The sequence below is a fragment of the Stenotrophomonas sp. ZAC14D2_NAIMI4_6 genome (assembly GCF_003086875.1).
GTDB lineage: Bacteria > Pseudomonadota > Gammaproteobacteria > Xanthomonadales > Xanthomonadaceae > Stenotrophomonas.
This window is the reverse complement of record NZ_CP025996.1, coordinates 826,511-838,205: the sequence shown is the minus strand read 5'-3', so window position 1 is coordinate 838,205 and position 11,695 is coordinate 826,511. Positions and strand designations below refer to the sequence as shown.

12 protein-coding genes are annotated in these 11,695 nt (G+C 68.8%); 5 read left to right on the top strand and 7 right to left on the bottom strand.

What is annotated here, in order from left to right; all coding sequences use genetic code 11:
• Nucleotides 1-2: 2 nt before the first annotated feature.
• From C1933_RS03590 to C1933_RS03575, 4 genes are all read right to left on the bottom strand, one after another.
• Nucleotides 3-623 (bottom strand): LemA family protein, encoded by a 621-nt coding sequence (locus C1933_RS03590; RefSeq protein WP_108752217.1) that lies wholly within the window; start codon nucleotides 621-623, stop codon nucleotides 3-5.
• A gap of 556 nt (nucleotides 624-1,179) precedes the next feature.
• On the bottom strand, nucleotides 1,180-2,340 hold the full coding sequence (locus C1933_RS03585) for an MFS transporter (protein ID WP_108752216.1): 1,161 nt from the start codon (nucleotides 2,338-2,340) through the stop codon (nucleotides 1,180-1,182).
• Nucleotides 2,341-2,501: 161 nt separating this feature from the next.
• Nucleotides 2,502-3,251, bottom strand: a complete 750-nt coding sequence (locus C1933_RS03580) for a TerC family protein (RefSeq protein WP_108748578.1) — start codon at nucleotides 3,249-3,251, stop codon at nucleotides 2,502-2,504.
• A 33-nt stretch (nucleotides 3,252-3,284) separates the two neighbouring features.
• Nucleotides 3,285-3,680 carry a diacylglycerol kinase gene (locus C1933_RS03575; protein ID WP_108751473.1) on the bottom strand — a complete coding sequence of 132 codons (396 nt, stop codon included), beginning with the start codon at nucleotides 3,678-3,680 and terminating at the stop codon, nucleotides 3,285-3,287.
• Between the two features lie 213 nt (nucleotides 3,681-3,893).
• On the opposite strand from C1933_RS03575, the gene C1933_RS03570 reads away from it, so the two are divergent.
• Nucleotides 3,894-4,595 (top strand): SGNH/GDSL hydrolase family protein, encoded by a 702-nt coding sequence (locus C1933_RS03570; protein ID WP_108752215.1) that lies wholly within the window; start codon nucleotides 3,894-3,896, stop codon nucleotides 4,593-4,595.
• A gap of 35 nt (nucleotides 4,596-4,630) precedes the next feature.
• Here the strand turns inward: C1933_RS03570 and C1933_RS03565 are convergent, their stop codons facing one another.
• The 3 genes from C1933_RS03565 to C1933_RS03555 form a co-directional block, all read right to left on the bottom strand.
• Complete coding sequence (locus tag C1933_RS03565) at nucleotides 4,631-5,902, bottom strand: HAMP domain-containing sensor histidine kinase (RefSeq protein ID WP_108752214.1); 1,272 nt, start codon at nucleotides 5,900-5,902, stop codon at nucleotides 4,631-4,633.
• 150 nt (nucleotides 5,903-6,052) lie between these two features.
• The gene (locus C1933_RS03560; protein ID WP_002811889.1) at nucleotides 6,053-6,766 is read right to left on the bottom strand and encodes a response regulator transcription factor; all 714 of its coding nucleotides are present in this window, start codon (nucleotides 6,764-6,766) and stop codon (nucleotides 6,053-6,055) included.
• Between the two features lie 87 nt (nucleotides 6,767-6,853).
• Nucleotides 6,854-7,498 carry an arylesterase gene (locus tag C1933_RS03555; protein WP_108752213.1) on the bottom strand — a complete coding sequence of 215 codons (645 nt, stop codon included), beginning with the start codon at nucleotides 7,496-7,498 and terminating at the stop codon, nucleotides 6,854-6,856.
• A 75-nt stretch (nucleotides 7,499-7,573) separates the two neighbouring features.
• Here C1933_RS03555 and C1933_RS03550 point away from each other — a divergent pair, with 75 nt between their 5' ends.
• From C1933_RS03550 to C1933_RS03535, 4 genes are all read left to right on the top strand, one after another.
• The gene (locus C1933_RS03550; protein ID WP_108752212.1) at nucleotides 7,574-8,221 is read left to right on the top strand and encodes an ATP-binding cassette domain-containing protein; all 648 of its coding nucleotides are present in this window, start codon (nucleotides 7,574-7,576) and stop codon (nucleotides 8,219-8,221) included.
• Entirely contained in the window at nucleotides 8,218-10,728 is a 2,511-nt protein-coding gene (locus C1933_RS03545; RefSeq protein ID WP_108752211.1) for an FtsX-like permease family protein, read from the top strand. The genes C1933_RS03550 and C1933_RS03545 overlap by 4 nt, the downstream gene beginning before the upstream one ends.
• A 78-nt stretch (nucleotides 10,729-10,806) precedes the next feature.
• Nucleotides 10,807-11,151 carry a DMT family protein gene (locus C1933_RS03540; RefSeq protein WP_108752210.1) on the top strand — a complete coding sequence of 115 codons (345 nt, stop codon included), beginning with the start codon at nucleotides 10,807-10,809 and terminating at the stop codon, nucleotides 11,149-11,151.
• Nucleotides 11,152-11,153: 2 nt separating this feature from the next.
• On the top strand, nucleotides 11,154-11,639 hold the full coding sequence (locus tag C1933_RS03535) for a hypothetical protein (protein WP_108752209.1): 486 nt from the start codon (nucleotides 11,154-11,156) through the stop codon (nucleotides 11,637-11,639).
• Nucleotides 11,640-11,695 lie beyond the last annotated feature (56 nt).

The window sequence follows — 11,695 nt, the reverse complement described above, 5'->3', positions numbered from 1 at the left end:
GATCAGTTCGCCGGCTGCGCTGCCGGCGGCTGCTGCGGCGCGTTGCCGAAATCGACCGCCGGCGCGTTGGAAATCTGCGCCTCGTTTTCCACGCTGAAGTTCGGCTTGGGCTGGTAGCCGAAGATCTTGGCGGTGATCAACTGCGGGAACGAGCGGATGTAGGTGTTGTAGTCCTGCACCTGCTGGATGTAGCGGCCACGGGCCACGGTGATGCGGTTTTCGGTGCCTTCCAGCTGCGCCTGCAGGTCGCGGAAGTTGGCGTCGGACTTCAGCACCGGATAGTTCTCGGTAACCACCAGCAGCCGCGACAGCGCACTGCCCAGTTCGCCCTGCGCCTGCTGGAACTGCTTGAGCGAGGCTTCATCATCGGCGTTGACGTTGATCTGGCCGACCCGCGAGCGGGCGTTGGTGACTTCGGTCAGCACGCGCTCTTCCTGGCTGGCGAAGCCTTTCACGGTCTGCACCAGGTTGGGCACCAGATCGGCGCGGCGCTTGTACTGGTTCAACACTTCGGACCAGCTGGCCTTCACGGCCTCGTCCTTCTGCTGGATGGTGTTGTAGCCGCAGCCGGAGAGCAGGCCGGCCAGCAGCAGCAGGGGCAGGACACGGGTGAACAGGCGCATGGTGGCAATTCCGGGTGGACGATGTGCCGAGCATGCCACGGACGCGGTGAAAGATCGGCCATCGGGCGCCGCCCCCTCCGCGGTGGTGGTGCTCATCGATCATCGGGGTAGTCCGGGCGGGTGGGCATGACGGGGGACGCCGTGAATCCGTCCTCGGAGGCTTAGCCGCGCCATCCATGGCGCGGATACCCCCGCCACGCCCACCCGCCCGGCCTCGTACGGTTTCCTGCGCACCGCGGGAAGATCAAAAAAGAGCAAGAGCAAGAGCCGATGCTTCCGGCATTCGTGTCGACCAAGGTCGACACCTACCAGAGCGGGAGGCCGACACGCACCCAAGCGGGAGGCCGTTCCGACAGACCGCGGGAAACTGTCGAAGGCGGGGTGGGTCCGGTTGAGGGGGCGTGAGCCGCATGGATGCGGCGACCGAGCTTACATGGACGTACTTGCAGCGTCCCCCTCAACCGGACCCACCCCGCCATCCCACGGAATGCCAGCGTTTGACGTTGACGTTGATTCGGCGGGTGCAGGGCTGCAAGCCCTGCCGCAACCCACCTCCTCAGCAGGCTTCGGCGGCCGGGGCGCGCACCCGCCCCCACCACGCCAGCACCAGCGCGGCAGCCGCCAGCAACCCACCGGCCACCGGAATGGCCGCATAACCCAGGCCCAGGCTGATCACCGCCCCGCCCAGCGCGGCCCCCAGCGCATTGCCCAGGTTGAACGCACCCACATTGATGGACGACGCCAGGCCCGGCGCCTCGGTCGCCGCCTGCATCACCCGGATCTGCAGCGGCGGCACGATCGCGAAGGTGGCCGCACCGAATAACAGCAGCCCCACCGCAGCGGTGGCGTGGCTCATGAACGCCAGCGGCAGCACCAGCATCAACAGGGCCAGCACCGCCAGCAGGATGCGCGTGGCGCCGTCCAGCGACCAGTCGGCCAGACGCCCGCCAATGCCATTGCCCACGGTGAAGCCGATGCCCACCAGCGCCAGCGACACCGCGATGAATGCATTGGAGGCACCGGTCAGCTCGGTCAGCACCGGCGCCACATAGGTGTACAGGGTGAACATCGCACCGGCCCCCAGCACCGTGGTCGCCATCGCCAGCAGCACCTGCGGCTGCATGATCGCCTTCAGCTCACGGTGCACGTCCGGGCGCGGGCCCGGCGCCGAAGCCGGCAGGGCCAGGCCCAGCGCGGTGATCGCCACCACGCCCAGCACCGCCGTACCGGCAAAGGACAGGCGCCAGCCCAGCTGCTGCCCGGCCCAGGTGGCCAGCGGCACGCCGCCGATGTTGGCGATGGTCAAGCCCATGAACATGGTGGCCACGGCCGCGGCCTGCTTGTCCTTCGGCACCAGGCTGGCGGCCACCACCGCGCCGATGCCGAAGAACGCGCCGTGGTTGAGGCTGGTGACCAGCCGCGACAGCAGCAGCAGGCCGTAGTTCGGCGCCAGCGCCGACAGCAGGTTGCCGACCACGAAGATCGACATCAGCAGCATCAGCGCGGTGCGCTTGCCGAAGCGCCCCATCAGCAGGGTCATCACCGGCGCACCCAGCATCACGCCCACCGCGTAGGCGGTAATCAGCATGCCGGCAGTAGGGATGCCCACGCCCACGCCGTCGGCGATGACCGGCAGCAGGCCCATGGGCGCGAATTCGGTGGTGCCGATGGCGAAGGCGCCGACGGCAAGGGCCAGCAAGGCGGCTCTGGAGTTCATGGACGTTTCCTGCGTGGGGCAGGCCTGTGAAAAGAAGCGCACAGGGTGCGCGCTTTGCCCGGCCGGATTAAGCCCCGTGGCGGGGAAACAGTGTTGACCCCGGTTCACAGATCCCCATAACGCAGAACCCCCGGCCAGGCCGGGGGTTCCAGGAAACGCGCTTACCAGTCGCCGGCACCCGGCACGTGGTGTTCGCGTGCGCGGCGGCGCATCAGCAGGTTCAGCCACTCCACCAGCACCGAGAAGCCCATCGCGGCGTAGATGTAGGGCTTGGGCACGTGCACGTCCAGGCCGTCCAGGATCAGCACCGCACCGATCAGCAGGATGAAGGCCAGCGCCAGCATCTTCACCGTCGGGTTGGCGTCGATGAAGCGGCCCAGCGGGTTGGCGGCCAGCAGCATCACCATGACCGACAGCAGGATCGCGGCCACCATCACCGGAATGTGGTCGGCAATGCCGACCGCGGTGATGACCGAGTCCAGCGAGAACACGATGTCGATGATCGCGATCTGCAGGATGACCATGCCGAACACGCCCGAGGCCTTGCTGGTGGCGGGGTTTTCATCGTCGCCACCGGTGATCAGTTCCTTGATCTCCAGGTAGCCCTTGATGATCAGGAACAGGCCACCGACGATCAGCACCAGGTCGCGGATGGAAATGCCCATGCCGGCCACGTTGAACAGGTTGGCCGACATGTGCGCCAGGTAGGCCAGCGACACCAGCAGCAGGATGCGGGTGATGCAGGCCACGGCGATGCCGAGCTTGCGGGCGAACGGGCGGCGCTCTTCCGGCAGCTTGCTGACGGCGATGGAGATGAACACCAGGTTGTCGATGCCGAGCACGATTTCCAGCGCGCTCAGGGTGAACAGGGTCACCCAGGCGTTGGGGTCGGCGAGGAACTCAAAGGACATGGAAACTCTTCAAGGCAGTGGGGAATGGGAGGTTCAGCCGTAGGTGCCGGCCAACAGGTGCGGCACCACGACCAGGGCCCAGCACAGCAGTACGTTCATCATCAGCACGAACACCGCCGCCGAACCCATGTCCTTGGCGCGGCCGGCCAGTTCGTGGATCTCCGGGCCATAGCGCTCGATCACCGCTTCGATGGCCGAATTGGCCAGCTCCATGGCCAGCACCAGCAGCATCGAGCCGATCAGCAGCGCGCGCTCCACCGGCGTCTGGCCCAGCCACAGCGCCAACGGCGCCAGCAGTACCAGCAGGTAGACCTCCAGGCGGAACGAGGACTCGTGCAGCCAGGCGGCGCGCAGGCCCTGCCAGGACCAGCGGGCGGCCTGGAAGATGCGGCGCGGGCCGCGGGGCATGTGGCCGAAGTTGTCAGCCACGGGCGAGGGGTCCAGCAACAGGGGCGCGGCGCAGCGACCGCTCAGACGCACGGCAGGAGATCATGAAGGCACAGGGAGGGGCAGATGGCGCCCATTTTGCCACAAGGGCCGCCGTGGCACCCCGGCCCCGACCGTGCGCCACCTGACAGGGACAAGCGGCCTGCCGGCCCAGCTCCTATGATGAACGTCCTTATTGTTGCGCTGGAGAGCCCGATGACCCGTCGCCGTACCTGCCTGCTGATGCTGGGCCTGCTGACTGCCGCACCGCTGGCGCAGGCGCTCAGCCCGCCGGCATCGCCGTCCGTGCCCGACCAGGTGTCCAACGTGGCCTGGGCCGGCGACATGGCCGCCTTCGCCCAGACCGACCGCACCTCGCCGCCGCCGCGCGGTGGCATCGAGTTCATCGGCAGCTCGTCCATCCGCATGTGGGACACCCTGGCCCGCGACTTCCCCACCCAGCCGGTGTTCAATCGCGGCTTCGGCGGTTCGGAAGTGCGCGACAGCACCTGGTACGCCGACCGCATCGTGGTGCCGTATGCGCCGTGCAAGGTGTTCTTCTATGCCGGCGACAATGATCTGAACAGCGGCCGCAGCGCCAGCCAGGTGCGTGACGACGTGGTAGCCTTCGTGCAGCGCGTGCACCGCGACCTGCCGAAGACGAAGGTGGAATACCTGTCGATCAAGCCCAGCCCGTCGCGTGCGCACCTGCTGCCGGCGATCAACGAAGCCAACGCGCAGATCAAGGCCGCGCTGGCGAAGCTGCCCAACACCGGTTACACCGACATCTACACCCCCATGCTGGGTGCCGATGGCCAGCCCGATGCGAAGCTGTTCCGCGAGGACATGCTGCACATGACCCCGGCCGGGTACGCGATCTGGACCCAGGCGCTGGCACCGAAGGTCAACTGCAACTGAGCCATTGCGGACGCCGGGCATGGCCCGGCGTGGGGTCAGCGGAAGATGACGGTCGCTTCGGTGCCCTTGCCCGGCTCACTGGCCAGGCTGACCTTCCAGCCGAAGCGATCACACAGGCGGCGCACGATCGACAGGCCCAGGCCGGTGCCCTGCGGGCGGTCCGGTTCGGCGCGGTAGAACGGCTCGAACGCCCGCGCCAGCGCCTCTTCGGACATACCGATGCCGGTATCGCGCACCACCACCCGGTCGGCCTGCACATCCACATCGATGCGCCCTTCGTCGGTGTAGTTGCAGGCATTGCGCACCAGGTTGCTGACCACCACCTGCAGCACCCGCGGCGGGGCGTGCAGCTGCACCGGTTCGGCACTGTGCAGGGCGATGCTGACCGGGCGGTTGCCCAGCAGTTCGCGCGCGTTGTCCACTTCGTAGCGCACCACGTCGTTCACATCGAACAGTTCGATCTGCGGTTCGATGTCGGCCTCGCGGGCCAGGATCAGGAATGCGTCGATCACCGCTTCCATGTCCCGCCCGGCGCGCTGGATGCGCTGCAGGCTGCGGCGCAGGCGCGGTTCCAGGCCGTCGTCGGCCAGCGCCATGTCACTGGCCACGCGGATCACCGTCAGCGGCGTGCGCAGTTCGTGGCTGGCATCACGGGTGAAGTTGCGCTCGCGGGCCACGTGGTCGCTGACCCGGGTGGCCAGCGAATGCAGCGCTGCGGCCAATTGCCGGGTCTCGCCCTGCATGTCCGCCGGCAGTTTGTCCGGCTCCAGGTCGGCCGCTTCCGGATGCCCCGGGTCCCAGCGTGAGACGCGCCGGGCCAGCCAGTTCACCGGCGAGACTAGGCGCTTGGAGGCGCGGTAGGTCACCCAGCTGGCGCCGTACACGGCCAGCAGGGTCAGCAGCACCGGCACGATGCCGAACCAGAACGCCAGCATTTCCGCGCGCGAACGCAGGAACACCAGGTACAGGCGCCCCTCGGGCCGCGCGTCCACCAGCACCAGCTGGTCATCGCCGGGCAGTTCGTGGAAGCCCGGCTCCAGCGCGCGCAGGTTGGGCGGCAGCGACAGGCTGGACTGACCGCGTTCCAACAGGTAGCCGCGGATGTTCTGGGTGTTGGGCGGCGGTTGTGCCGGCGAGGCCGCGTACAGGGTCCAGTAGTAGGACGCCTCTTCGCGCAGGGCCGCGCCCACCAGGCTGTGCTTGATCACCAGCGCGACCAGCCAGGCACCCAGCAGGATGCCCAGGCTGGCCAGCACGGCCTGCAGGATGAAAACGATGCGGATCTTGCGCGGCAGGCCGTGCGGCATTGCGGGGTCCCGGTCGAAGCGCTGCGATTATAGGCAGCGTCACGTGCCACGGTCGTGCACGGACGGTGACCACACTGGCAACAAGCTGCCCGCCCGCTGCCCCGGGCCCCGGCCAGGGCCGGGGCGGGTCTGTGCCTGCGCCAGCACCGATCAGGCCATCGGTTGGGCGATATCGGCGATGCGGTAACCGGCGCTCTGCACGGTGTGCAGCAGCGGGCGGTCGAACGGCTTGTCGATGATCTTGCGCAGGTTGTACAGATGGCTGCGCAGCGTGTCCGAATCGGGCAGGCCGTTGCCCCAGATCTCGCGCTCGATTTCCTGGCGGGTGACCACGCGCGGCGATTCGCGCATCAGGATGGTCAGCAGGCGAAGACCAATCGGCGAAAGCTGCAGTTCGGTACCGGCGCGGGTGGCGCGCATGCTGACCGGGTCGAGCACCAGGTCGGCCACCTTCAGCACTTCCGAACCCACCTGGCGGCGCTCGCGGCGGATCAGCGCGCGCAACCGGGCTTCCAGTTCCTGGATGGCGAACGGCTTGGTCAGGTAATCGTCTGCACCAAAGCCCAGGCCGGTCAGCTTGTCGTCCAGGGTGTCGCGCGCGGTCAGCATCAGCACCGGCGTCGACTTGCGTGCATCGTTGCGCAGGCGGCGGCATACCTCGATGCCGTCCAGGCGCGGCAGCATCAGGTCCAGCACGACCACGTCGTAGCTGTTCTCGGCAGCCAGACGGTAGCCGTCCAGGCCATCCTGCGCGTAATCCACCTCGAAGCCACGGCCTTCCAGGTACTCGCCGATCATCTCGGAGATGTTGCGGTTGTCCTCGACCACCAGCACCAAGCCGGAAGTCTCCTTCGTCTGACGCATGTGATTCCCTCTGTCTTCAGCTTTGTGAAACATGCCCCATCGACGGTGGACGCGATGTGAAGTTCCGTCAAGACACGCGGAAACGGTTCATAGCAGGGGTTTGAGCAGCGGCCAGACGTTGTCCAGCACCTTCGGCTGCGCCTGGGCGGTGGGGTGCAGGCCGTCGGCCTGCATCAGCCCCGGCTGCAGGGCCACGCCTTCCAGCAGGAACGGCAGCAGCGGCACCTTGTACTGGTCGGCCAGGCCCCGGTAGACCGCGGCCAGACGCTGGCGGTAGCCGGGGCCGTAGTTGGGCGGTACGTCGATGCCCAGCAGCAGCACCTTGGCACCGGCCTTCTGGCTGGCCTGCACCATCTTTTCCAGGTTGCCGCGCACCTGCAGCGGGGTCAGCCCGCGCAGGGCATCGTTGCCGCCCAGGGCGATCACCACCACGCTGGGCGTTTCCCGCGCCAGCAGGCCCGGCAGGCGGGTCAGCGCGCCGGCGGTGGTTTCCCCGCTCATGCTGGCATTGACGATGCGCGGCGGAGTTTTCGACTGCTGCCTGACCCGCTTGTCCAGCAGGCTGACCCAGCCGGCATCGGCCGGGATATTGTGGGCAGCACTGAGACTGTCGCCCAGCACCAGCACGGTGCCGCCCGGACCTTTGGCACAGGCCAGCAGGGGCGCCAGCAGCAACCCTAGCAGCAGCACCATCATCGTGCCGGCTTGCCGGCTCCATCCTGTAACGCGCATTGGAGTCTCCTCATCGACAGCCTGTCCCCCCGCAGCGCGCCCGTCGCCATCGCCGTCGACCAGGTCGGCAAGACCGTGCAGGGCCCGGAGGGTGAAGTCCACATACTGGACAACATCACCCTGACCGTCCATGAAGGCACCAGCGTGGCCATTGTCGGCGCCTCCGGTTCCGGCAAGACCACCCTGCTGGGCCTGCTGGCCGGGCTGGACCTGCCCAGCCACGGCCGCATCAGCGTGGCCGGTCAGGATCTGGGCGCGCTGGACGAAGAAGCCCGGGCGCAGCTGCGTGCGCGCGAGGTGGGCTTCGTGTTCCAGAGCTTCCACCTGCTGCCGGCGCTGACCGCCGCCGAGAACGTGGCCCTGCCGCTGGAACTGGCCGGCCGCGAAGACCCGGCCCGCGTGCAGCAGGTGCTGGAGGCGGTGGGCCTGGCCCATCGTGGCCGCCACTACCCGCGCCAGTTGTCCGGTGGCGAGCAGCAGCGCGTGGCCCTGGCCCGCGCCTTCGTCAGCCGCCCGCGCATCCTGTTCGCCGATGAGCCCACCGGCTCGCTGGACCAGGCCACCGGCCAGCACATCAGCGACCTGCTGTTCGAACTCAATGCCAGCAGTGGCACCACCCTGGTGCTGGTGACCCACGACCTGCGCCTGGCACAGCGCTGCCAGCACATCCACCGCATCGACAACGGCCGCCTGCAGGACGTCGCCCACGAGGCGCACGCATGAACCTGCTGCGCCATGCCTGGCGTGCGCTGCGCCGCGAGGCGCTGGCCGGCGACCTGCTGACCGTGTTCGCCGCGCTGGTGCTGGGCGTGGCGGTGATGACCGCCGTGGGCACCCTGGTGAACCGGGTGAACCTGGCCCTGACCGGCAGTGCCGCGGAAATGCTGGGCGGCGACCTGGGCGTGGGCAGCCGCAACGAACCGCCTGCAGCCTTCGCCGAAGAAGCGCAGCGGCGCGGCCTGGCCCACACCCGCATTGCCGGCTTCGGCAGCGTGCTGTTCCAGGGTGATGCCAGCCAGATGGCCAGCATCAAGGCGGTGGAAACGGGCTACCCGCTGCGCGGCAGCCTGCGCGTGCGTGCCACCCCGGGCGGGGCGCTGATCGAGCGCGCCGGCATGCCGCCCAAGGGCCAGGCCTACGCCGACCCACGGCTGCTGCAGGCGCTGGGCCTGGAGGCCGGCGACGATCTGGAATTTGGCGCGGGCACGCTGCGCATCGCCGGCATCATCGAAGCCGAGCCGGATACCGGCGGCGACCTGCTGACGCTGTCCCCTACCCTGCTGGTGAACCGCGCCGACGTGGACGGCACGGGCCTGCTCGGCCCCGGCAGCCGCATCAACTACCGGTTGATGTTCGCCGGCGATCCGGCGCAGATCGCCGCGTTCCGGCAGTGGCTGCTGCCACAGACCAAGGGCATGCGCGTGCTGAGCGTGGATGACACCCAGCGCGGGGTGCGCCAGGCCTTCGATCTGGCGGGCCGTTTCCTGGGCCTGAGCGCGCTGCTGGCGGTGCTGCTGGCCGGCGTGGCCACCGCCCTGGCCGCCAACCGCTTTGCCCTGCGCCGCATCGACCAGGTGGCCGTGCTGCGCTGCCTGGGCGCACGCCAGCGCGACATCCTGCTGGGCCTGGCCCTGCAGTTGCTGATGCTGGCGGTGCCGGCCTGTGCGGTGGGCATCGCACTGGGCATGGCCGCACAGGAAGGCCTGGTGCAGGCACTGGGCAGTCTGGTGCCGCAGCGCCTGCCGCTGCCTGAAGCCACCCCGGCACTGACCGGCGCCGGCATCGGCCTGTTGCTGCTGTTCGGCTTCGGCCTGCCGCCGCTGCTGCGCCTGCGCGGGGTGCCGCCGATGCGGGTGCTGAACCGCTCGTTCGCCGCGCTGCCACCGGCCTCACTGCTGGCCTATGTGGCCGCGCTGGGCGCCAGCCTGCTGCTGGCCGTGCAGGTGACCGGCGATCTGAAACTGGCGCTGTGGGTGCTGGGCGGGCTGGCCGCGCTGGCGCTGGCCGCCGGCGTGCTGGGCTTTGTGCTGCTGCAGGTGCTGCGCGGCCTGCAGCACCGCCTGCACGGCAACTGGCGGCTTGGCCTGGCTGCACTGACCCGGCGCCGCCTGCTGGCGGTGATGCAGCTGGTAGGCCTGTCGCTGTCGCTGTGCGCGCTGCTGTTGCTGGCGGTGACCGGGCCGGGCCTGCTGCAGCAATGGCGCGAGCGCCTGCCGGCCGATACCCCCAATTACTTCCTGATCAACATCCAGCCCGAACAGCGCGACAGCGTGCTGGCCACCCTGCGTGGCCTGGGCGCGGACGACGCCAGCATCGAGCCGATGGCCACAGGCCGCCTGATCGCGATCAACGGCAAGCCGCCGCTGCGCGTGGACCAGGCCGGCGCCGAAGGCAACGGCGCGAACAACGGCCCGCGCGAAGACGACGACGAGAACCGCCCGCTGAACTTCAGTTGGCGCAGCACCTTCCCGCCGGCCAATGCACTGCTGGAAGGCCGCTTCTGGCAGGCCGACAGCACCGCGGCGGAGGCCTCGGTGGAAACCGGCTGGGCGCGGCGCTACGGCGCGCACCTGGGCGATCGCATCACCATCGCCGTCGGCGAGCAGCAGCGCGAGTTCACCGTTACCAGTATCCGCAAGGCCGACTGGAACACCTTCCGGCCGAACTTCTTCGTGCTGTTGAACCCCAACGCGGTGGGCGATGCCCCGCACAACCTGCTGTCGGCCTTCCACCTGCCGGCCGGCCAGGCCGCAGGCCTGGGTGAGCTGGTACGGGCCCAGCCCAACCTGTCCCTGCTGGATGTGGACGCGGTGATTTCGCAGGTGCGCGATGTGATGAACCGGGTCGCGCAGGCGGTGCAGCTGGTGATGGTGTTCAGCCTGCTGGCCGGCGTGCTGGTGCTGCTGGCGGCGCTGCAGGCCACTGCCGGCGAGCGGCGTTATGACAGTGCGGTACTGCGCACCCTGGGCGCCACCCGCCGCCAGCTGCGCGGCGCGGTGCTGGTGGAATTCGGTGCGCTGGGCACCCTGGCCGCCACGCTGGCCGTGGGTGCGGCGGCGGCGATCGGCCTGCTGGTCTCGCAGAAGGTGTTCGAACTGCCGCTGCTGCCGCCCTGGCCGGGCCTGTTGCTGGGCGGCGTGCTGGGCATCGGCCTGAGCCTGCTGGCCGGCTGGTGGGGTACCCGGCGGATCCTGCACACCCCGCCGGCGCTGGCCCTGCGCGAGGCCTGAGCACCGGCAGCGCGGCGTGGATGTGCAGTCCACGCCGCGCTGCGTATGCTTGCCGCCTTTCCCCCAGGGCGTACGCCGATGCCGTTCACCGCTTACCTGTACCCGGTGCTGTTGCTGGTCGCCAGCAACGTGTTCATGACCTTTGCCTGGTACGGGCACCTGAAGTACAAGAGCGCGCCACTGATGCTGGTCATCATGGTCAGCTGGGGCATCGCCTTCTTCGAGTACTGCCTGCAGGTGCCGGGCAACCGCCTCGGCAGCGCGGTGTATTCAGCGCCGCAGCTGAAGGGCATGCAGGAAGTGATCACCCTGCTGGTTTTCGCGGTGTTTTCCGCGTTCTACCTGGACCAGCCGCTGAAGTGGAACCACTGGGCCGCGTTCGCGCTGATCGTGATCGCCGCGTTTCTGATGTTCAAGGAATAGGAATGAACTACGGCCTCTGCCTGCGCGCCCTGCTGGTCGGCGTGCCGTTGCTGCTGGCGATGTCGGCCGCATCTGCGCGCACTGCGCCCGGCCTTGTGCCGGACCCGGTACAGGCCTTCGTGCTGGAGACGGTGCTGGCCGACGAGGTGCGCGCCTTCCACGAGGGCCACCCGACCTATCTGGTCACCGCCGACGGGGCGCACACGCGCAGTGACGCCGAGGTCCTGGCCGGGCTGCGTGTGGAGTTCGACCGGTTCTATCAGGGCCAACCGAAACCGAGGAAGGAAGTGGCGCACATGGCGATCCTGGTCGCGCAGACCGCACTGCTGCTGCCCGACCGGGCCGCGTGCAGCACCGACCGCGTGCGCTGCAGCGACGCCATCAGGGGCGTGCGCACACGCGATGACGAGGCGAGCCTGCAGGCCACCCTGCGCGCGTTCCAGGTCGCCGGGCTGGACCTGACGACCCTGGGTACGCCGGCGTCCTGAGCCGGGAGCGTGCCGAGCAAGCTCGGCACCTACCCAAAGCGGAAGTAGATCCACGC